We start from the raw sequence: 21,194 nt of genomic DNA on the forward strand, positions 1-21,194 counted from the left end.
GTTCATTAGTTCCCGCTTAAGTCAAGTATGAAACAAAGCCGCGGCTCCGATCAGGCCGACGTCGTCCCGCAATCCCGCAGGCACGATCTCATACGTGCCACGGTATGGCTTCATGACCAGCTTCCCGGTCTCCGCCTTAAGCGCCGGGAACAGCAGGTCGCCTGCCTTGCTTACGCCGCCGCCGATTACAATCCGGTCGGGATTGAATGTATGAATCGCGTTGGCCAAGCCCAGCGCCATGTAATGAACCGCCCGGTTCACTACTTGGGCGGCGATGGGGTCACCCTGACGGTGTGCTTCGAACACATGCTTGGCCGAGATCTCTTCACCGCTTGCAGCCGCCAGTTCTCCAATCACGGACGGGTTGCTCAGCATAAGTTCCAGCGCCGAGTCGCGGATGGCGGTTCCTGAAGCGTACATCTCCCAGCAGCCATTGTTCCCGCAGATGCATGCCGATCCATCCGGCACAACAATGTTATGGCCCAGCTCCCCGGCAAAGGAAGTCGCGCCCAGGAACAGCTTCCCGTCGAGGACAATGCCCGCACCGATGCCTGTACTGAACGTGATGTATACCATGTTCCCGGAGCCTTTTCCCGCACCCCGGACATACTCACCCCATGCCGCTGCGTTCGCGTCATTAACGACCTCCACCACGACGCCAAGTGCGTCTCCCATCCACTTTTTCAGAGGAACGTTGTTCCATTCCGGCAGGTTCGTGCCCTGAAGCACGATACCGTCCTTACTGTTCACGGTCCCAGGCGAGGCCAGACCTACGCCGCATACCGGGTGTTCCATGGACACGGAATGAATCATCTCCACCATGCGCTGCACGACTTCTTCCGCTGTGCGGGCGTTCGCCGTCTCCATGCGTTCGCGGTTCAATATCTCACCGTCAGCATTAAAGAGAGCTGCGGCGATCTTTGTTCCACCAAGGTCAATTCCCACTACATATTTGTCTGTGTTCTGCAAATCAATCACCTATTTTCAGATCTGTATGGATGGGACTTAAGACAACGTTCGCTCTATATTTCATGCATTTCTTCCCCGCTTTACCCGCTGCCCTGGTTGACTCATTGCTGTTGAAGCTTCAGCTTGCTTCATCTGCTTGCCGTTGCTTCATGCAGATTTAGGAATTTCGCACGGACAGCGCTGATCAAGATCAGGAATACTGAGCAAGGCTGTCGGCCAATGCCCGCAGCTGCACCGGATCAATCGGTGCAAGACCGGAACGTCCGTAACGGACTGCGGAGCCGAAATGAACTTCTAGAACTCCGGTCTGTTCGATGAAAGACCCGGCCGCTTCCGGAGTCAGGCCGTTCCCGGCAAGAATTCGAAGCGAGCGGCCTTCGGTGGCCTCAACAAGTCTGCGAATAGCAGGCATTGCCTCGGTTGCGGGCTTCAGTCCGCCCGAGGTCAACACCCGGGTAATTTGCGGGTAGCGCATTAGCGTCTGCAGGCCTGCAAGCTGATCCTCCAGTTCATCAAAAGCCCGGTGGAAGGTGATCTGCATCCCGTCCGCCCAGGGAAGCAGATCACCCAGCGCGTTTTCATCAATCAGCCCTTCCGCCGTGAGTGCACCGACTACAATGCCTGCGGCACCAGCCGCGTTAATGGCCTGGATCTCGGCTATCATCGTCTCCAGATCAAGCTTGCTGTACACAAAGCTGCGGCTGTGCGGCCGGACCATCACATGGACCGGAATCTGCACAGCCCCTACAACCTGGCGGATCAATCCGATGCCCGGCGTCAACCCGCCTTCGGTAACGGCCGTGATCAGCTCCAGCCGATTTGCCCCATTTTCTTCAGCCCTTAACGCATCGTCAATACAGGTAGCGATGACTTCCAGGATCATAACGAACCCTCCTGTTTCCGGGATTCATTTACGGATACGTCCCCTGATACTAACCCTGCTGCATCCCTTGCTTCATTCCTTGATGTATTCTCTGACACATCCTCTGATACGTCCTCTGTTGCATTCCTTGCTCCATTCCCTGATGCCTTTCCCGCGTCACACTTCCGGGCATAATTCACCGCATAATCAGCCAGCAGTCTTGCGCCATACCCTGTCGCTCCCGCCTCTGCGTAACCGACATCCTGCTTGTACTGCACCGTGCCGGCCATATCAATATGGACCCAGTTCATGGATTTGTCGACGAACCGCCGAATAAATAACGCTGCTGTGATGGCGCCAGCCAGCGCAGAGGTGCCCACGTTACGCAGGTCGGCATAATTGCTTCTCAGCTCGGATTCATAATCATCCATAAGCGGCATCGGCCACAGCCGCTCGCCATTATGCTCGCCAATCTGGGCCAGCTCGCGCGTCATATCGGCATCGCCCCATATGCCGGCGATCCCGAGTCCCAGCGCATCCCCGACATTGCCCGTTAGCGTGGCAATGTCGATCGCCTGCGCTGCGCCAAGCCCGGCCGCATGGATCAGCGCGTCTGCCAGCACGAGCCGGCCTTCTCCATCCGTATTTGCAATTTGAACGGTCAAGCCGTTCGGATAAGCAACCACGGATGAAGGTAGCGTGGCGCGGGCATCCGGCAGGTTATCGGCCACGGCGATCAGGGCCGTGACCCGGACCTTGGCCTGCTGCCGGACCAGAATGTCCAGCGCGCCGATGACGGCGGCCGCTCCGCCCATATCCATCCGGGCATCGCTGATGTCCCGGCCCGTCTTCGCGTTCATGCCGCCCATATCGAAGGTGATGGCTTTGCCGACCAAGGCCAGCATCGGGGCATCCGGGCAGGCTTCGTACCTCAGCTCGATTAGCGCCGGAGCGTGCTTGCTCCCGGCACCCACTGCCAGCAGGCCGTTCATGCCGCGCTCAGTTAGCTCCTGTCCCCGGTAGACATAAATATTTACCGGCCTGTCTTTGAAGAGATCCTGCGTCCATTCCACAAAAGCATCCGGGTTCAACGTACCCGGCGTCTCATTCACCCAGTCCCGGGTCAGATTTGTCGCCTCCGCCCGGTGGATGGCCGTCTGAATGACCGAATTCAGTCCGGCCGCGGACAGTTCAGGCCAATCTGCAGACCGCAGATTCAACTTCACACTGCCGCTTATTTTCGTGACATTTCTATATTTATCGAACCGGTATAATCCAAGCAGCCAGCCCTCAATCCAGGCCTGCAGCCACGCGGCCGTTGACTCTATGCTCTCACTGCTTCCAACTCCAACTCCAATTACTGTGCCCGGATGTCTGAGCAGCGTTGCGCTGCCCCGCCCTTCCTGCAGCAGAGTCCGTGCCGCGGCGCCCCCGGCGCGGCGTACCCGTTCCAGCGTTACGGCACAACGCTCCCCCAGTCCGGCGGCGAGCACATCCGCTTCACCTGCAGAACGGGCGTACAGCCAGGTCATGGTGCCCTGCCGCTTGCGCGCTTCATTCAGCGCATAGGGAAGCGATTCCCCCGCATATACCGGATGAATGAGAACATCCGCCAGTTCAGTCATATCTAGTGTAATGTGCATGGCGATCCTTTCCTTAGGCATTGTAATAAGCCGCCTAATCAGGCTTCATTATAGAGATGGCAGGCAACCTGATGCCCGGGTTCCACTTCCCGGAACACCGGCTCCTGCTGCCTGCAAATATCCATGCAGGCCGGGCAGCGGTTATGGAACCGGCAGCCGGAAGGCGGATCAACCGGACTCGGCAAGTCCCCTTTCAGAATAATGCGCTCCCGCTTCTGATTCGGATCTGGAACCGGCACGGATGACAACAACGCCTGGGTGTACGGATGAAGCGGACGGTCATAGAGCGTGTCTTTGTCCGCCGTTTCCACCAGCGTACCCAGATACATTACACCGATGCGGTCGCTAATATGTTCAACTACACTCAGATCATGGGAAATGAACAGATACGTCAGGCCATACTCCTCTTGCAGATCCTGCATTAGGTTCAGCACCTGGGACTGGATGGACACATCCAGCGCCGAGACCGGCTCATCCGCCACGATCAAGCTCGGACGTACGGACAGCGCCCGGGCAATCCCGATCCGCTGCCGCTGGCCACCGCTGAACTCATGCGCATAGCGCTCGGCATGAATGCTGCTGAGGCCTACTGTCTCCAGCAGTTCCCGGGCCAGCTTATCCCGCTCCTTCACGCTGAGCTTCGTATGAATCAGCAGCGGTTCAGCCACAAGCTCCTTCACTTTCATTCGCGGATTGAGCGATGCGTATGGATCTTGAAAGACCATCTGCATATCTTTGCGCATTGGACGCATCTGGTTGTCGGAAAGGTTGCTGATATTCTGTCCGTTGAACCATACTTCACCGCTTGTTGGCTTCAGCAGCCGATTCACAAGCCGCCCGGTCGTAGACTTCCCGCAGCCGCTCTCCCCGACCAGACTGAACGTCTCCCCTTTGCGTATAGCGAAGGACAGACCATCCACTGCGCGCAAGTATTTGGCCGCGCCGAACCAGCCCTTTTTCACGGCAAAAGATTTGCGTAGCCCCTTTACCTCAACCAGCGGAGTCTCTGTGTGTGACTGTATCATTGGTTGTCTCCCCCTTCCGATGTATCCATCTGCGTCAACCAGCAGCGGCTTTTGCGCTGCTCCTGTCCTTCCACAGACAGAAGCTCCGGTTCCTGAAGGCACCGCTCCATCGCATACGTACATCGCGGCATGAATTTGCAGCCTGGAGGCATCGCACTTAAGTCAGGCACATTGCCCTGAATGGATTCCAGACGGCGAACCTTCTGGCGCAGCTTGGGAACGGATTGGATCAGGCCTTTGGTGTACGGATGCTGGGGATTTGCGAATAACTCCTGAACCGGTGCCTCTTCCACAACCCGTCCCGCATACATAACAACCACCCGGTCACACATTTCCGCCACAACACCGAGATCGTGTGTAATCAACAGCATGCCCATCTCCTGTTCTTCCTTCAATCGCTTCATCAGGTCCAGAATCTGCGCCTGGATGGTCACATCAAGCGCCGTTGTCGGCTCATCGGCAATAAGCAGCTTCGGGCCGCACGACATGGCCATCGCAATCATCACACGCTGCCTCATTCCGCCGGACAGCTGATGCGGATATTCATCGGCCACGTCCTCCGCCCGGGGAATCCCGACCAGCTTCAGTGTATGAATGGCGTGCTCCCGTGCACGCTTCCGGCTGTATCCGAGATGCAGCATAATCGGCTCCTCCAATTGACGTCCGATTCGCAGCACCGGGTTCAGGGAGGTCATCGGCTCCTGGAAGATCATCGCCAGCTCATTGCCACGGAACTTCCGCATCTCCTTCTCCTGAATCTGAGTCAGGTCGGTGCCTTCAAACCGGACTGCCCCGCCAGCAATCCTTCCCGGTGTATCCTTGAGCAGGCGCATAATCGACAGGGAAGTCACACTTTTGCCGCAGCCACTCTCGCCGACCAGCCCCAGCACTTCACCTCTATTGATGTGAAAATCAATGCCGGACACTGCCATTACGCTTCCGCCATCACGTCTGAACTCTGTCTTCAATCCTTCCACTTCAAGCAGTCTGGGTGTCATGGCCCTGTCCCCCTTTAATTTTTCGTCTTGGGATCCAGCGCGTCACGCAGTCCGTCCCCAACCAGGTTAAAAGCAAGTACAGCCAGAAAGATCGCTACCCCGGGAAAATACACAATGTGCGGAGCGATGCTCAAATAGTCGCGCCCCATGCTCAGCATCGCGCCCCAATCCGGTTCGGTCGGCTTCGCCCCCATACCCAGGAAGCTCAAGGAGGATGCCGCCAGAATCGCACCGCCGATCTTCATCGTTACGTTCACGATCACACTCGGCACGGTCTGCGGAAAAATATGCTGCCATATAATGCGCACGTTCTTCGCGCCCATCGAGCGGGCTGCTTCCACAAATAAAGTCTCTTTGGCGCTTAAGGTGACACTGCGGATAATCCGCGCAAATGACGGCGTGCCAAACACGGCAACGGCAATGACCACATTGGACAGTCCCGGGCCCAGAATCGCCACAATCCCGATGGCCAGCAGCAGATCCGGGAAGGAGAACAGCACATCGCTGCCCCTCATGATGAGCCGGTCGAGCCAGCCTCCGTAATATCCGCTGAGCAATCCAAGCACGGTACCCAGCACAGCCGCAATCAGCACGGAACTCAAGCTGACCGCCAAGGTCAACCTTGTTCCGTCAAGCAGACGGCTCAGGATATCCCTGCCATATTCATCGGTTCCGGCCCAATGCGCGGCCGATGGACCAGTCATGAGCGCATCATAATCCGGCACATTCGGATCATAAGGTGTAAGATGCGGACCGAAGATCGCTATAATCGTCAGAAAAATAATAAAAATGCCTGCTGCAAGCGACCCTCTCTGCTTGCAGAACTTGCTGAAGAACTCCGCTGCACGGCCTCTGGTCGGCTTCGTCACCAGGGTCACACCAGCCTCTGAGGAGTCGGCTCCCATCACCGTTGTATTGTTGTCCATCCTATTCCCCTCCTAGCTAGATGCATACCTGATTTTCGGATTCAGCACACCGTACAGCATATCAACGATAAGATTAATAAGTATGAATTGGGTCGCAAACAGCAGTAGCAGCGCTTGAATCACGGTATAATCCCGAAAAGAAATCGAATCCACAAGCAGCCTTCCAAGACCCGGAATACTGAAAACCGTCTCCACCATCACGGAGCCGCCCAGCAGGAACCCGAATTGCAGACCCGCCACCGTGACAACCTGAATCAGCGAGTTGCGCAGCGCATGCCGTCCAACCACGATGAACTCTCTAAGCCCTTTCGAACGTCCCGTCCGGATATAATCTTCCCGCATCGTCTCCAGCATGGATGAGCGGGAGAACCGGGCAAGCATGGACATAATTCCCGCTCCAAGTGTGAGGGAAGGCAGAATATAGGACTTCCAGGAATCCACTCCGCCGGTAGGGAACCAGCCGAGCTGTACCGAGAAGATCTGAATCAGCACCAGCCCCAGCCAAAAGCCTGGGATGGAGATCCCTGAAATTGCGGTCAGCATGCCCACGTAATCCGGCCACCTGTTGCGGTTAACCGCAGAGATCGTACCGATCAGCAGACCGATGATTAATGCCCAGCCCAAGCTCAAAAACGTTAAAATAAGAGTTGGCGTCAATCTGCTCATCAGCATGTCGGATACCGGCAGGCCGGACCGCAGAGAACTGCCCAGATCGCCATGCAGCAACTTGCCCATATAATTGAAATATTGCTGCCATAGCGGCAGATCCAGCCCGAGTTGTGCCCGTATGCCGTTAATCTCCTCCAGCGTGGCTTCCTTGCCCGCGACAAGCCGGGCCGGATCGCCGGGGATTAAGTGTATGAACATGAAGACCAGCACCGATACGACAAACAGCAGCGGAATGACTCCAAGTAGTCTTTGTAGCGCGTATCTTCCCATCATGTGAGCCCCCTTCATTGAACAAGTACATAAGAGGGGCCGCTCCTCAGCTACAGACAGAAACGGCCCCTTGCTTTGCATCAACAGCCCCAAGCTATTGCTTGCTCAGTGCTTCTAGCTTCTTACTTTCTGCTTCTTGCTCCCTGCTCGTATCCCCTGACTTGTTCGTCCTTAAGTAACGATTACTTCACTTCCACATCACGAACGGTGATGGAGCCGTCCGGTAATACTTTTACGCCGCTCAAGCTGGCTCTCTTGCCTGAAATCACCTGATCCACACCCATGAAGGCCCATGGGGCATCAGCCCAGATTGTTTTTTGAATATCCGCATAAATGGATTTCGCTTTTTCTGGATCGGTCGCCTTGTTGGCATCGGCAATCCATTGATCCACGTTCGGATTCTTATAGTACGCCGTATTGGCTCCTGCCGGAGGGAACATTTCGCTGCTGAACAGACCTCTTGTAGCGCCGTCTGCGTCACCGGAAGACGGGGACCAGCTTACATACCACATTTGGATCTTGGCCTGCTCTGGTGTAGCAGCGGAGTTAATCTGCTGAGACAAGGTACCGCCTTCCATCGACTTCACATCCAGCTTGATGCCAACAAGAGCCAGTTGCTGCTGAATGAACTGCATGCCTTTCATTGTCTCAGAATCATTCTCGCCCCAGATCTCGGCCGTGAAGCCATCAGGATAACCGGCTTCTGCAAGCAGGCTCTTTGCTTTCTCCACATTGTAGTCGTAACCGCTCTGCTGGGAGTAGTACTGCGTCTTGGAAGACATGGTAGAATCCAGCTTCACACCCAGACCGGATTTGACGACTTTGATGTAAGCTTCTTTGTTAATCGCATAGTTAATCGCTTGACGAACCTTCACATCATCGTACGGCTTCTTCATCGTGTTGAGTGTGACGTAACGGACAATTGTGGAATCCGTTTTATCTACCACAATATTGCTGTCCCCCTTTACTTCGGAGACTTGTTCAGTTGGCATCGGATAGATGAAATCCGCTTCCCCTGTCTTCAGCATCGCAATCCGGGAACCGTTCTCCGGTACCGGCTTGAAGGTGATGCTCTCCACCTTCGGCAGATCCTTTTGCCAGTAATCCGGGTTCTTCACCACCACAAGGCGGTCGCCCTGCACCCATTCCTTAAATTTGAAAGAACCTGTACCTACCGGATTTTTACCGATATTCTCGCCCTGCTCCTTCAGTGCTTTAGGGCTTACGATCAGGGCCATCGCCATTTTGTTCAGGAAGGCGTTATACGGTTCGCTTAAGGTGATGACTACGGTTTTGGCATCCGGAGCCTCAACTTTGCTGACTTTGGCGAAGCTCTTGCGCATCTTCAGGTTGTTCTTCTCATCACGGATGCGGTCCAGATTCACCTTAACTGCTTCGGCGTTGAAATCCGTACCGTCGTGGAATTTGATGTTCTGCTTCAATGTAAACGTGTATACCAGACCGTCATCACTAATTTTGTAGGAGTCGGCCAGCACTGGAACGACTTTCATGTTCTCGTCGAAGCCCATCAGGCCTTCAACCATGGTTCTTGCTCCGGTAATCGAATGAGTATCGCTCGTGTTGTGAGGGTCCAGTGTAATAAAGTTAGCATTAATGGCAATAACAACATCTTTTTTGTTTTTGGATACGGTCTTAGTACCTTCACTCTTGCCCGTATTCGCACTTTCCTTGCCAGCCTCCGTATTGCCTCCGCAGCCTGCGGCAACTACCGCGAAGATCAGCAGCAGCATTAGTGTGGACCACATTTTCCCTTGAACCTTCATTCGTCTCACTCCTCAAAAGTAGTTAATATAGAATCGCTCCATGTCCGGTATGCTTACTTGCAGGATTGGAGGTTATTCCCTGGATGAAGGCTTCAGTTCGAACACCGCCCGGCGTTCTCCCACTTCCGTTCCCCCGTCATTGACGATGGAATTCGGTACAAGCTTGTATAAGCGGTTAATTGTCTCTTGATTGCTGTAGCCGAGGCGCTCGAGGATCGAAGCGATAATGCACGGCCACACCTGTTCGGAACCGTCGGACACCTTAAGGGAGATTCCGAGTCTTTCGTTTCTCAGCCCAATGCCGTACACTCCCTTTGCGCCGCCTTTGGCCGACAGGTTCGGGTCCTTGAGCAGTTCCGAGCAGACGAACCGGGTATCCGCGATCATATCGGGGTACTCATTCATCAGCCGGGCGATCCGGGCCGCCGCCTCCCGTGTCTCCTTATCTTCAATGAGGTCCGGACAGGCCAGCTTCAAGAAGGAATAGGCGATCTTGTGCAGCGGCAGTGCAAAGATCGGCAGTCCGCAGCCGTCAATCCCTTGCGGGATCGAAGCTTCGGGAACCTCTGCAATATAAGCAAGGGTCTCCACAATCTCCTTCTGAACAGGATGCTCAGGTTCGTAATACGTCCGCTCATCCCAGCCCATATGCTTGCTCAGCGCAATAAGTCCGGTATGCTTGCCCGAGCAGTTATGGAAGATTCTCCGCTTAGGTTCGCGGTCCCGGTGGCGCTCGGCCTTCGCATCTTCATTGAGCGGATACGACTCACAGCAGTGCAGCCCTTCCTCCTTGATGCCTGTCTTCAGAAGCATGGATTCCAGCGCATCAATATGAAAGCGCTCTCCACGGTGGGATGCAGCAAACAAGGCCGCCTCCTGTCCGGTGAGTCCGCACACCTCGTCAACTTTTCTTTTCATAACCGGAAGCGCCTGGAACGGCTTGGCAGCCGACCTTAGAAACGTGAGATGTTCAGGGTCACCTGCCGAATAGAGGATTCGGCCCTTCTCATCCACGATGCTGACCGCTCCGTAATGCACGTTCTCCAGCACACCGCCGCGGTATTCCTCAACTAATGGTGTAAATCTCATCGATGTCCCCTCCTTAATGTCCAATCCTGCTCTCCCCTGCTTAACTGCTCTGACTTATTCCAATGCAAAAAAACAATTTTGCGAAATCAATCCCGAGCCGATGACTACGCCCTGCTCATGCAGTTCAGACTTCAGAATCCGGAAGGCACCCCTGAGGGGCTCCCACACATATTTCGAATAACACAGGTCGACCACCTCATCGAGGATCTCCGGGAATTTGTCGGTCAGTTCCCCGCTAAGGATGACACTGTCCGGGTTGTACATGCAGACCACATTGTTAATGGTGATCGCCATGTACATCAGCGCGCGTTCGATCAGATGCAGTGCCCAGCGTTCCCCTGCCTTCTTGGCTTCAAAAAGGTCCTCGATCGAGCGGACCGGCCGGATCTTGTTCGCTTCCGACAACAATGATTTGATATTGATGTAAGTCTGAAGGCAGCCCGCCTTCCCGCAGTCGCACAGCATGCCGTTCGGATCAATCGTCGTATGGCCGATTTCACCGGCGCTGTTCGTCCTGCCCCGGTAGATCTCCCCTTCCATGATGAACGCCGAACCTACTCCATTCCCGAAACCAAGCAGGACGGTCCGCTGTGAGCCAATCGCCGCGCCCTTCATATGCTCGGCCAGGGCCTTGGCCTTGAGCTCGTTGTCCACCGCCACATCATAACCGGTGATTTCTTTAAGGCGTTCAGCAAGCCGGACATTTCTCCAACCGAGCTGTACGGAGAACATAACTTCTCCCGTGTCATTATCTATAATCCCGGGAAGGCCTACACCAACTCCGATGATCCGCTCACAGTCGATCTCATTGGATTTCGTAAGCTGGTCAATCTCTGTTCCAACGCGTTCCAGCGTAACTTCGGGACTCTCTTCCACTGACCGCGGATATTGGCTCATGGCTACAACATTGCCCTGCAAATCCACAATGCCAATATTTACTTGATGGCGGTCCAGCTCAACGCCTACCGAGAGCACGGCGGCATCTACCATTTCAAGCAGCATGGACTTCCTGCCGAGCCCGGCAGAGACCTGTTCGGACTCCAGCAGATACCCTTCCTCTGCAAGCTCCGCCACAATGCGGCTTACCGTAGTTGGGCTCATCCCGGTCTGCTTGGCAATGGAAGCCCGGGAGATGGGCTGCTGGTGCTTGATGATCTCAAACACCGTCAGCCGATTCTGGCGTTTCATAAAATCCTGGTCATGTTTTTTCACTATTCATTCTCCATTATTTTTATCAATGAATTAATTAATGAGGATTTTGACTGTAAACTGATGTTTTTAACGAATATATAACAAAAACTTTGTCTTTTTTTCTTTATATTCTCCAGTGATATTTATAATAATAGTCATAGCCTTATACGGTGTCAATATAAATAACATGAATTATAAATAAAATTTTTAAAACAAAATGTAAGCGATTAAATTTAATTGGAATTTTATTTTAGTGACCAAAATGATTACTAAGTCGCATATACATAACATGAATATGACATATGAAACTTTTTTAGGCTTCATAAACGCAAATGACTAAAAATACACACGGTCAATTGAACCTTGAATTTCAATAGATTTTAGCTGGATGTGTAAGGAGATATGACTAGTAGGTAAGATTTTTACCACGGAGAAATTAATTGTGAGGTAATGGCATTCTACTGCCGGAAAGCTAGGCGAAAAGCTGCGTTGAGAGAAAGTCTTAAGGCCCCTCTATGGAAGTTTGAGGAAATCTTTATCTTTTTCCCACCTCTCCTCTATCATTCGATCTGCAAACTTGATATTTTCGAATGAACGTTATATTGTTAACCTGTATTTATCATATTAGGTTGACAATTAAAACGGAAGGATGCGGTTTGCTTGCTTGCAGACTACGAGCAATTGGCTGAACTGAACAAAGCCCACCTCTGGCACCCCTTTACGCAGATGAAGGATTACAACGCTGCCGATCCCGTCATTATCGAACGCGGAGATGGCGTCCGGATTTTTGACACAGAGGGAAAAGCTTATTACGACGGTTTTTCATCCGTCTGGCTCAACGTGCACGGCCACTGTGTTCCGGAACTGAACCAGGCGATTATCCGGCAGCTTGAACTCGTTGCACACTCCACCTTGCTCGGACTAAGCAATATTCCCGCCATCAAGCTGGCCGCTAAACTGTCGGAAATCGCACCTGACGGGCTCCGTAAAGTATTTTTCTCGGATTCTGGCGCAACCGGCGTGGAAATTGCCCTGAAAATGGCCTATCAATACGCGCGCAACAAAGGCATGGAAAGCAAACGAACGTTTATCACGATGAAAGAAGCTTATCACGGAGATACGATCGGCGCGGTTAGCGTAGGAGCGATTCCGCTGTATCATGAGGTTTTCCGTCCGCTGCTTTTTGACGCTCATACGATCCCTTACCCGGATTCTTTCCGGCATCCGGGCGGCGCCTCCGGCGCGATGTCCGAAACGCTGGAAACGCTGCGGCTGCTGCTCGAAGCACGAGCCGATGAAATAGCCGGTCTCATCGTCGAGCCGGTTGTGCAGGGCGCCAGCGGCATCATCGTCATGCCTGAGGGCTGCCTTCGCGAAATCGCCCGGCTGTGCCGCAAGCACGGCGTACTGCTGATCGCCGACGAGGTGGCGACCGGATTCGGACGCACGGGCGCTATGTTTGCCTGCGATCTCGAAGACGTGGCACCGGATCTTATGGTGGTGGGCAAAGGCTTGACGGGCGGCTATCTTCCGGTAGCGGCTACGCTTGCCACCGACGACGTGTATGACGCCTTCTATGCGGATTACGAGGAGCAGAAAACGTTTTTCCACGGTCACTCCTTTACGGGAAATCCGCTGGGCTGCGCGGTCGCCCTGGAAAATCTCCGGTTGATGGAAGAGCGCCGTGTGGTGGAAGGCGTTGCCGCCAAAGCCGAATTTGTAGCCGGCAAGCTCTCTTCCCTGAAAGCAAGCCCCCACGTGGGCGATATCCGGCAGCAAGGTCTTCTCGTCGGAATTGAACTGGTCCGCGACAGAAAGACCAAGGAGCCCTACGCCTGGGAGGAACGGATTGGCGTTCATGTATGTGCGCGGGCCCGGGAACTGGGGCTGCTGACGCGGCCGCTCGGCAATGTAATCGTCTTCATCCCTCCGCTGGCAAGCACACGGGAAGAGCTGGGGGCCATGACGGACATCATCGCCGTTTCTATCCGTGACGTTACGGAACAGGGTTGGCGGCCATGAGCGGAATCCGGGGAATTTTCGTAACCGGGACGGATACCGGAGCCGGCAAGACGGTCGTCACGGCCGCCTTGGCCGCCGCGCTGCGCTCGGAAGGCTGGAACGTGGGCGTCTGGAAGCCGGTGCAGTCCGGCGAACCCATCGGCAGCGGACTGAGCGATGCCGAAAAACTTGCGGCGGGAAGCGGCATTTCCGAGCCGCCGGAAGAAGTGGCGTCCTTTACGTTCCGCGCTCCGCTTGCGCCTTTACTCGCGGCAAAGGCAGAAGGCGTTCGTCTGACGATGGACATGCTTTATGAAGCCGGGCAGCCCTTGTGTTCACGCTACGATGCGATGCTCGTCGAAGGAGCGGGCGGGGCGGCGGTCCCCTTGACGGAAGACGCTCTGCTTGCGGAATGGATCGCCTTCCTCCGCATGCCGGTGCTGATCGTAGCCCGCGCGGGACTCGGCACGGTCAACCACACCCTCCTGACGGTCTCGTTCCTGAGGCAGCACGGGGTTGACATTCTGGGGGTTGTGCTCAATGAAGGCGCCTACGCTCCTGGGGCTCCGAGGGTTCTTGAGGCTGCGGACGTACAAAACGCGCCAGACGGGCTGGACCCGAGCGTTGCCGGAAATGCCGCCTTAATCGAAACATTCGGCGGCGTCAAGGTTTTGGGCCGTTTTCCGCCTATAGGGAATGGGCCGGGGCCGCACCTGCTCGCGGAGACCGTACATACGACACTGGATCTGGCTCCAGTCCGCTCCTTTTTGTCGAAGTGCCTGGAGCCGTCACCGAAACTCTCCGGAGAAGGTTCCGAGGTGCGGATATGAACACAATGAGCTGGATCGATAATGAACTGCAGACGTTGGCGGACGAATCTCTGGAGCGGACGCTGACGGATACCGGAGTATCCCGCTCGTTTCCCGGCCATTTGATGCGCGGAGGGCAGATTCTTCTTGATCTGACTTCCAATGATTATCTGGGCCTGAGCCGTCATCCGGACATCGCGGAAGCGATGCGCGGCGCGCTGCTCGAGGAATGCGGATCGGGAGCGGCGGCTTCCCGGCTTCTTACAGGCAACCGGCCGCCTTACAGCGAACTGGAAGCCGAGCTGGCCGTCTGGCAGAAGAAGGAAGCCTCGCTCGTCTTCGCTAACGGCTATATGGCCAACCTCGGTACGATACGCGCCTTGGTCGGCCGGGGAGACGCCGTTTTTTCCGACCGGCTCAATCACGCCAGCATAACGGACGGCATCATCCTGAGCCGGGCCGGACATGCCCGCTACCGGCACAACGATATGGAGCATTTGGAACACCTACTCAAAAAATCCGATAAAGCAAGGCGCAGGCTGATCGTAACGGATTCCATCTTCTCTATGGATGGAGATTCGGCGCCCCTCCACAAGCTCGTGGAGCTGAAACACAATTACGACGCGATGCTCATGGTGGACGAGGCTCACGCGGAGGGGGTGTACGGACCGAACGGCGAAGGACTTTGCCACGCCATGGATGTGCACCGGGAAGCCGACGTCATCATGGGAACGTTCAGCAAAGCTTTCGGCGTGTACGGAGCGCATATTACCGGCAGCCGGACTCTGATCCGCTGGCTGGTCAATAAAGCTCGCCCCCTCGTTTATTCGACCGCTCTGCCGCCGTCCGTTGCTGCCGGGATATACCGGGCACTGGGAATTGTGCAGACCGCGCATGACCGGCGGAATCATCTTCGGGCAGTTTCCGGCCGGTTCCGCCAAAGGCTTGCGCAAGCCGGACTGAGCGTGATGCCGGGAGACTCGCCCATCGTTCCCGTGATTGCCGGAAGCAGTCGCGCTTCGCTTCGTTGGTGCGAAGCGCTCGAACGGCACGGTATCGCCGCCCCCGCCATACGCCCTCCGACTGTTCCGGCCGGCAGCGCCCGGGTCCGCTTCTCCCTTTCGGCGGCGCATAGCGATGCCGTATTGAGCAAGGCTGCCGAAAGTATCGCGAGCGCGGCAGCGGAAGCGGAGATTCTCGCATGAAGCGTGCCCCTTCTCAAACGCCCAGCCGGGGCGTTCACCCGGTGAAGGAACACGGCGGCGCAGAACAGCGTGCAAAGCACTCTACACCCATTAACACGGAGTTTGGCCTCAAACCAGATGCATATTATGAACGTCCCCTTGCTTACTCGAAAAAAATCGGTTCGATCCTATGGCTCAGCGGCTGGAGCATGCCGCCTGCAATCTTCCATGATGTCCAGCGGGAACTTCCGGAATTCCGACATTTCTGTGCGGATTACGGCTCGGCGGAATCCCCTAGGGCTATCGCGGATTCGGTCCGTCGCCTCGCTTTGTCTCTCCGGGATCGCCAACCGCATGGCGAACCGCATGAGAGAGCGTTTCCGGCTCCCTTGCTGATCGCGGGCTGGTCACTGGGCGGGCTGCTCGCCCTGCGGCTCGCTTCCGAAGGATTAGCGGACGGGCTGGTGTTGATCGGAGCCACCTCCTGTTTTGTACGCCGGCCCGCCGAGCAACAGTCAGGCTGGGCTCCCGATTCCGTGCAGGCCATGATTCCCGCGCTCCGTCAAGATGCGGACCGGGTGCTTCAGCAGTTCCGCAGGCTGATGTTCACGAAAGAGGAGCGGCGGGACGGACTTGACGCCAGACTTCCCGAAGCGAGCGGTTGGAGCGTGCCGGGGCTTATCGCCGGCCTAGAGCTTCTCGTCGCCGAGGATGTGCGGGACGTGCTGCCGGACATTCACTGCCCGGCCCTGTTGATTCACGGTACGCACGATAAGGTATGCCCCTACGGCGCGGCATTGGAAATACAAGCGGGTGTTCCGCAGGCCGTGCTCGTGGAAGCCGCCGGATGCGGACATGTTCCCTTTCTGCAAAAAGAACGGCAAACCGCCGAAACGATAAGGAGCTGGTGGAATGACTCATCTGAGCGGCAGAATCCGCCGTCAGTTTGACCGGAGCGCAGCCGGGCTTTACGACCAAAATGCCGCGGTTCAGCGATTTATGACCGTGCAGCTTACCCGGCTGATCCGGGACGAGCTGCAACCGCCGCCACATAGCCGGCTTGCCCGTATTCCAGCAGGCTATCTGCCGGTGCTGGAAATCGGCTGCGGCACTGGCCTGCTCACGGAGCGGCTGGCGGCCTTGCTGCCGCCCGGCGGCGAAATGACCGCGGCCGATCTCTCGCCCGCCATGCTGGATGCGGCGAGAAACCGGCTGAGTGCCCGCAGCGGGCGAAACGATCGCGGGTCCGGCGCTCCCCGGGAATCTTCGGCGCCGGCGCCTACTTCGTCCGGCTTCCCGGACAACCGGCCCGACTCCGTCCGGTTCCTGCAGGCCGATATCGAAAAATGGGCCGCCGATGCCCCCTCTTCTTCTTACGGGCTGATCGCTTCCAGCGCCTGCTTCCAGTGGTTCGCCCGCCCTGCGCAGACGCTGTTTCACCTGCGCAGGCTCCTGAAGCCCGGCGGCAGGCTGATGTTTGCCACCTTCGGCCCGGCTACGTTTACCGAGCTGCACCATTCTTTCGACAAAGCTTACCGGTCTATGGAAGTCCCGCCGCAGCGGCACGGTTTGTCTTTTCACGGCGGGGACGAGTGGACGGATATGCTCCGTCAAGCAGGCTTCGGCGAGATTCGGACGACGCGCCTCGTACGGACCGAGTATTTTCCCAACGTCGCCCTCTTCTTAAAAAGCGTGAAATCACTCGGCGCAAGCACGACTAGCGCCTTACAGCTGCCGGGCCTGAGCCCCAGACGCCTTTTCAGCGACATGTTTGAACATTACGAAAAAGATTACGGCACACAGGGACGCATCCCGGTTACTTACGAGCTGCTGTTGATTCGGGCCACTTGAACCGATTTAAGCCTTCGTTCGACCCTTTTCTTTTTCCCTCGATAGTTTAGAAATAAATGATTGAGTCATCATGGTAAATGATGTATATTTTAGTTATAAAAGGCTTTTTCGCCTCCATGGAGCTTACTTTGTAAGTCTCCTCCTCCGTTTAATGTAAGCGTTTTATCTCCCCGGCATTCGAATCCGGTATAAGCTCTCACGAGAGTTTATATACCACCACTTCCGAAAGGAGGCTGACAGGCAACCTTGCACCGCAACCGTCCGCAAACTCCCGTTTTACCGAAAGGAGGTTATTGACGAATCTCTAAGCGATCGTGCGCAGCGCCCCTTCGTTCCGGTTCATCCTTTGTGTGATAACTCGATGAACATGAATCCCAACCCATTCAAGGAGGCTCTATTATGACCCCAATCTCGCTCCGCAATCCTGTACTGGCCAAGTGTCTGATCGCAAGCGCACTGGCACTGGCTTTGGCGTTCTGCCTGCTCCTTTTTACCGAAAAAGCGTCGGCACACGGATACATCGAATCACCGGGAAGCCGCGGTTACCTGTGCGCTGCCGGCAAAAATAAAAACTGCGGTGCGATCATTTACGAGCCGCAAAGTCTCGAAGCCTACAAGGGATTCCCCGCAGCCGGACCGGCGGACGGCAAAATTGCCAGCGCAAGCGGCCTGTTTCCGGAATTGGATCAGCAATCGGCCACACGCTGGACCAAAGTGAACATGTCTTCGGGAACGAATACGTTCAAATGGACCATTGAAGCCAATCATGCGACTACCAGCTGGAAGTACTACATCACCAAGCAGAACTGGGATCCGAACGCGCCTTTGAGCCGCGCTTCCTTCGATCTGCAGCCTTTCTGCTCCGTCAACTTTAAAGGAAAACAACCGGGATTCACGTACACGGACACCTGTAATGTGCCAAGCAGAACGGGTTACCAGGTCATTCTGGCCGTTTGGGAAATCGCGGATACGGAGAATGCCTTCTACAACGTAATCGACGCCAATTTCGGCGGCAGCGGACCGGCCGATACAACAGCACCGACTGCACCGTCAAACGCATCTGCTTCCAACATTACGGCGACCGGCGCGACGATCAGTTGGAGCGCTTCAACGGATAACGTCGGTGTGACGGCCTACAAGATTTATAACGGCTCCACTCTCGTCGGCACGACTGCGGACGGAACGACGCTGAGCTACAACGCGGCCGGATTGACGGCGAACACGTCCTATACGTTCACGGTCCGCGCCACGGACGCGGCCGGCAATGACTCGGCTGCCAGCAACGCCGTGACGTTCAAAACAACGGCTGCCGCAGCCGATACGACAGCGCCTACCGCTCCGTCCGGGCTGCAAGTCGTCGGTTCGCCGACTTCTTCGTCCGTTTCGCTTAAATGGGGCGCTTCCACCGATAATGTCGGTGTAACCGGCTACCGTGTCTATCAAGGCGCTGCGCTCGTAAAATCCGTCTCCGGCACAACGCTGGATACCGTGGTGAGCGGATTGAGCGCCAGTACCGCTTACACGTACACGGTGCGCGCTTTCGATGCGGCCGGCAACGAATCGGCTGACAGCAATGCCGTTAGCGCTACGACCTCCGCTCCTTCGGCAGCCGCTCCGTGGGCTCCGAACACCGCTTATACGGCGGGCACGCTCGTAACGTATAACGGCAGCACATACGAGTGCCGGCAGTCGCACACTTCCCTGGTCGGCTGGGAGCCTGCCAACGTCCCGACCTTGTGGCTGAAAAAATAAACTCCGGTGCGAGCGCTCCTGCTCGCCGCCCCTATTGAACGAACAAGAGCGGCCCTCCCGTTATCCGACGGAAGGTGCCGCTCTTGTTCTGTGACGTTAAACCGGTTCAGGTGTACGCACGCACCCATCGTACCGTATGCATAGCCGTCCGGCAGCTCGTAAACGAACGAGGAATAGGAAGCCGGAAGTCCCGTCATTCTTGCCGATCGGCCCATTCCGTCAGTCCCTTCAATCCCGTCGATCCGGTCAGGTGAAATTTTGCGTCAGTTTGTTCCAATACGTGGATGGATGCAGGGCAGGGTATTTAAAAAAGATTTCCGGTCCGGAGATTTTCTCCGATACGCTTAAATCATAGTCGATCATTTTTTTAACATGATCCGCAAACGATCTGCCTTTGACCAGCACCCCCAGCTCGAAATCGTGGCAGGCGCTTCGTTCATTGATATTGTAGGAACCGTGAAACACGCAGCCGGACCGCTTGTCATAGGTGATTTTCCAATGAGAAAATCGCTCCGTATGACTGTAGTCATAGAACGCGACGCCTTTGAGAAAAGGCTCGTACATGTTGCTGCGCACCGCCGATCCGTTGGTCGGATGGTCGTTGACACGCAGGGGATTGCATAACGCGATGCACCCCGACCTCTGCTCATCCAGGCTTTTCAGCTCGTTCCAGAAGGCTTGGTCGATCAGGTACGGATTGACGATCACCGTTTCGTCACCGGCATACGTGAGCAGGGACAAATAATACTGCTGGATCACGTTTACCGGATTCCCGGGAAAGCTCGCGTACAGCGTGCATTCTTCGTCACCGAAGCGCATATCTCTCTCCGGCTTGTAGAAAGAATCTTCCGGATCGAACACGTCGCCGCCAAGCACCGTCCATTGTAAGGAAAAGATCCGGTTCAGCGTTATTGCTGCGGCTCCCCGGATTCGAAAACATCCGTCGTGCCACTCTTCTTCCCGGGCCGGTACGCCAAGCCTCGGACCTCTGTCCCCTTCCGCATAAATTTGTCCGGGATCGGTCAAAACCGGCGTATCGAACAAATATTGATCCCCTACATTCACGGAGCCGACGATGGAGCTGATTCCGTCGACAATCATAAATTTCCGGTGATTTACCACGTTGACTCCCATCGTCATCTGCTCTTGGACATAATCCTGGAGAAACAAGCTGCTTTCGGGCACCCCCCGGGAAGCCAGCTCCGCTCTCTTGGCGGGCCACTCTTCGTTGCCGTAGCACGTTTTGAACGTATTGATGACCTGGCCTCCGGCTGTTTTGAGTTTTTCGATCAATTCCTCCATATCCCCGACGTCGAGGCTCTTGTTGTAGCCCAAGGCGGTAATTCCGAAATCGGCCATCAGCCGGACTTTGACGCCCCGCTTCAGCGCCTCCAGCAGCGCTCCGGCGATTTTTTTCCCGGATTGGTCGTTAAAAAACAGCATCACGGAAAAGTGGATATACCGCTCCGCTCTACCGATCTCGTCCAGCAGGACGCGCAGGCAGTCCGGACCGTTCACGTAGGCGTCGACCCTGTTACCGGACGTTGTCTGCGGCAGCAGGGCGTTCAGCTTGGCCAGATCCAAACGCTTCACATATGAACCTAGTTCTTCGATTACCTCCTGCCCGACGCCGGGTATAGACAGAAGCTGCTCATAACTCGTAAAAATGCCCCCGATTTCCTGCCGGTAACGGGCAGCCGCCTCGAACGGGATGTTGGCGGAGGCGAAATCCACGGCCTGCTGAGCCCCGTCGATCACCTTCTCCACCGGTCCCCGGGAAAGCAAATAATTAATAAAATTTTTAATTCCCTCCCGCACCGCTGTCGCGTCCTCACAGGAATTTTGTTCCGTATCTTTGTTCGGCTTTTCCATCGTCAACCCTTCTCTCCCTTAGCTGCGGCCATTGTCTACTATACTTTTAAACAAAAAAAAGAGCGGTCACCCGCTCTTTTTCATCCAAAATCAGGAGATGCTCTCCCTGTATCGATTTGATGCCGTTTCTTCAGCGCGTTTCCCTGTGCAGCGTGTGGCGCTTAAGGCGCGGACAGTATTTGCGCAGTTCCAGCCGGTTCGGCTGAGTCTTCTTGTTTTTCGTCGTCGTATAGTTGCGGTCGCCCGTTTCCGTGCACGCCAGCGTAACCGTCACTCTCATGCCCTTTCACCTCCTCTTT

At 55.6% G+C, this 21,194-nt stretch carries 18 protein-coding genes; 6 read left to right on the forward strand and 12 right to left on the reverse strand.

The window, feature by feature from the left end:
• Window positions 1–21 precede the first annotated feature (21 nt).
• From AC2TF6_RS15745 to AC2TF6_RS15790, 10 genes are all read right to left on the reverse strand, one after another.
• Window positions 22–978 carry an ROK family protein gene (locus AC2TF6_RS15745; RefSeq protein ID WP_491307551.1) on the reverse strand — a complete coding sequence of 319 codons (957 nt, stop codon included), beginning with the start codon at window positions 976–978 and terminating at the stop codon, window positions 22–24.
• A gap of 181 nt (window positions 979–1,159) precedes the next feature.
• Window positions 1,160–1,852, reverse strand: a complete 693-nt coding sequence (locus tag AC2TF6_RS15750) for a copper homeostasis protein CutC (protein WP_491307552.1) — start codon at window positions 1,850–1,852, stop codon at window positions 1,160–1,162.
• Entirely contained in the window at window positions 1,849–3,495 is a 1,647-nt protein-coding gene (locus AC2TF6_RS15755; RefSeq protein ID WP_491307553.1) for a leucyl aminopeptidase family protein, read from the reverse strand. Before AC2TF6_RS15755 ends, AC2TF6_RS15750 begins: the two co-directional genes overlap by 4 nt.
• Before the next feature lie 17 nt (window positions 3,496–3,512).
• Complete coding sequence (locus AC2TF6_RS15760; protein WP_009673582.1) at window positions 3,513–4,499, reverse strand: ABC transporter ATP-binding protein; 987 nt, start codon at window positions 4,497–4,499, stop codon at window positions 3,513–3,515.
• Window positions 4,496–5,497 carry an ABC transporter ATP-binding protein gene (locus AC2TF6_RS15765; RefSeq protein WP_491307554.1) on the reverse strand — a complete coding sequence of 334 codons (1,002 nt, stop codon included), beginning with the start codon at window positions 5,495–5,497 and terminating at the stop codon, window positions 4,496–4,498. The genes AC2TF6_RS15760 and AC2TF6_RS15765 overlap by 4 nt, the downstream gene beginning before the upstream one ends.
• A 14-nt stretch (window positions 5,498–5,511) precedes the next feature.
• On the reverse strand, window positions 5,512–6,423 hold the full coding sequence (locus AC2TF6_RS15770; protein WP_491307555.1) for an ABC transporter permease subunit: 912 nt from the start codon (window positions 6,421–6,423) through the stop codon (window positions 5,512–5,514).
• Window positions 6,424–6,435: 12 nt separating this feature from the next.
• Window positions 6,436–7,362 (reverse strand): ABC transporter permease subunit, encoded by a 927-nt coding sequence (locus tag AC2TF6_RS15775; RefSeq protein WP_317957151.1) that lies wholly within the window; start codon window positions 7,360–7,362, stop codon window positions 6,436–6,438.
• A gap of 182 nt (window positions 7,363–7,544) precedes the next feature.
• A complete protein-coding gene (locus AC2TF6_RS15780) occupies window positions 7,545–9,146 on the reverse strand; it encodes a glutathione ABC transporter substrate-binding protein (RefSeq protein WP_491307556.1) in 1,602 nt (533 codons plus the stop codon).
• A 72-nt stretch (window positions 9,147–9,218) separates the two neighbouring features.
• Window positions 9,219–10,235 carry an asparaginase gene (locus AC2TF6_RS15785; RefSeq protein ID WP_491307557.1) on the reverse strand — a complete coding sequence of 339 codons (1,017 nt, stop codon included), beginning with the start codon at window positions 10,233–10,235 and terminating at the stop codon, window positions 9,219–9,221.
• Window positions 10,236–10,289: 54 nt separating this feature from the next.
• Window positions 10,290–11,447 (reverse strand): ROK family protein, encoded by a 1,158-nt coding sequence (locus tag AC2TF6_RS15790; protein ID WP_491307558.1) that lies wholly within the window; start codon window positions 11,445–11,447, stop codon window positions 10,290–10,292.
• 639 nt (window positions 11,448–12,086) lie between these two features.
• Between AC2TF6_RS15790 and bioA the strand changes: the two genes are divergently transcribed.
• The 6 genes from bioA (at window position 12,087) to AC2TF6_RS15820 (ending at window position 19,023) form a co-directional block, all read left to right on the forward strand.
• Complete coding sequence (bioA, locus tag AC2TF6_RS15795; protein WP_491307559.1) at window positions 12,087–13,448, forward strand: adenosylmethionine--8-amino-7-oxononanoate transaminase; 1,362 nt, start codon at window positions 12,087–12,089, stop codon at window positions 13,446–13,448.
• Window positions 13,445–14,257, forward strand: coding sequence for a dethiobiotin synthase (gene bioD, locus AC2TF6_RS15800; protein WP_491307560.1), 813 nt, complete (start codon window positions 13,445–13,447; stop codon window positions 14,255–14,257). The genes bioA and bioD overlap by 4 nt, the downstream gene beginning before the upstream one ends.
• On the forward strand, window positions 14,254–15,441 hold the full coding sequence (gene bioF / locus AC2TF6_RS15805; protein WP_491307561.1) for an 8-amino-7-oxononanoate synthase: 1,188 nt from the start codon (window positions 14,254–14,256) through the stop codon (window positions 15,439–15,441). Before bioD ends, bioF begins: the two co-directional genes overlap by 4 nt.
• Window positions 15,438–16,370 carry an alpha/beta hydrolase gene (locus AC2TF6_RS15810; protein WP_491307562.1) on the forward strand — a complete coding sequence of 311 codons (933 nt, stop codon included), beginning with the start codon at window positions 15,438–15,440 and terminating at the stop codon, window positions 16,368–16,370. The genes bioF and AC2TF6_RS15810 overlap by 4 nt, the downstream gene beginning before the upstream one ends.
• Complete coding sequence (locus AC2TF6_RS15815) at window positions 16,333–17,271, forward strand: methyltransferase (protein ID WP_491307563.1); 939 nt, start codon at window positions 16,333–16,335, stop codon at window positions 17,269–17,271. Before AC2TF6_RS15810 ends, AC2TF6_RS15815 begins: the two co-directional genes overlap by 38 nt.
• Before the next feature lie 399 nt (window positions 17,272–17,670).
• Window positions 17,671–19,023, forward strand: a complete 1,353-nt coding sequence (locus AC2TF6_RS15820; RefSeq protein ID WP_491307564.1) for a lytic polysaccharide monooxygenase — start codon at window positions 17,671–17,673, stop codon at window positions 19,021–19,023.
• Window positions 19,024–19,269: 246 nt separating this feature from the next.
• Here the strand turns inward: AC2TF6_RS15820 and AC2TF6_RS15825 are convergent, their stop codons facing one another.
• Both AC2TF6_RS15825 and rpmG read right to left on the reverse strand, forming a co-directional pair.
• On the reverse strand, window positions 19,270–20,895 hold the full coding sequence (locus tag AC2TF6_RS15825; protein WP_491307565.1) for a phospholipase D-like domain-containing protein: 1,626 nt from the start codon (window positions 20,893–20,895) through the stop codon (window positions 19,270–19,272).
• Window positions 20,896–21,025: 130 nt separating this feature from the next.
• The gene (rpmG, locus tag AC2TF6_RS15830) at window positions 21,026–21,175 is read right to left on the reverse strand and encodes a 50S ribosomal protein L33 (RefSeq protein ID WP_009673609.1); all 150 of its coding nucleotides are present in this window, start codon (window positions 21,173–21,175) and stop codon (window positions 21,026–21,028) included.
• Window positions 21,176–21,194 lie beyond the last annotated feature (19 nt).

The sequence above is a fragment of the Paenibacillus sp. JNUCC 35 genome (genome assembly GCF_058269095.1).

Bases quoted from the DNA above. Each gene is read 5' to 3' on its own strand.
- AC2TF6_RS15750 (WP_491307552.1), bottom strand. From the start codon at position 1,852: ATGATCCTGGAAGTCATCGCTACCTGTATTGACGATGCGTTAAGGGCT.
- AC2TF6_RS15755 (WP_491307553.1), bottom strand. From the start codon at position 3,495: ATGCCTAAGGAAAGGATCGCCATGCACATTACACTAGATATGACTGAA.
- AC2TF6_RS15760 (WP_009673582.1), bottom strand. From the start codon at position 4,499: ATGATACAGTCACACACAGAGACTCCGCTGGTTGAGGTAAAGGGGCTA.
- AC2TF6_RS15765 (WP_491307554.1), bottom strand. From the start codon at position 5,497: ATGACACCCAGACTGCTTGAAGTGGAAGGATTGAAGACAGAGTTCAGA.
- AC2TF6_RS15770 (WP_491307555.1), bottom strand. From the start codon at position 6,423: ATGGACAACAATACAACGGTGATGGGAGCCGACTCCTCAGAGGCTGGT.
- AC2TF6_RS15775 (WP_317957151.1), bottom strand. From the start codon at position 7,362: ATGGGAAGATACGCGCTACAAAGACTACTTGGAGTCATTCCGCTGCTG.
- AC2TF6_RS15780 (WP_491307556.1), bottom strand. From the start codon at position 9,146: ATGAAGGTTCAAGGGAAAATGTGGTCCACACTAATGCTGCTGCTGATC.
- AC2TF6_RS15785 (WP_491307557.1), bottom strand. From the start codon at position 10,235: ATGAGATTTACACCATTAGTTGAGGAATACCGCGGCGGTGTGCTGGAG.
- bioD (WP_491307560.1), top strand. From the start codon at position 13,445: ATGAGCGGAATCCGGGGAATTTTCGTAACCGGGACGGATACCGGAGCC.
- bioF (WP_491307561.1), top strand. From the start codon at position 14,254: ATGAACACAATGAGCTGGATCGATAATGAACTGCAGACGTTGGCGGAC.
- AC2TF6_RS15810 (WP_491307562.1), top strand. From the start codon at position 15,438: ATGAAGCGTGCCCCTTCTCAAACGCCCAGCCGGGGCGTTCACCCGGTG.
- AC2TF6_RS15815 (WP_491307563.1), top strand. From the start codon at position 16,333: ATGACTCATCTGAGCGGCAGAATCCGCCGTCAGTTTGACCGGAGCGCA.
- AC2TF6_RS15820 (WP_491307564.1), top strand. From the start codon at position 17,671: ATGACCCCAATCTCGCTCCGCAATCCTGTACTGGCCAAGTGTCTGATC.
- AC2TF6_RS15825 (WP_491307565.1), bottom strand. From the start codon at position 20,895: ATGGAAAAGCCGAACAAAGATACGGAACAAAATTCCTGTGAGGACGCG.
- rpmG (WP_009673609.1), bottom strand. From the start codon at position 21,175: ATGAGAGTGACGGTTACGCTGGCGTGCACGGAAACGGGCGACCGCAAC.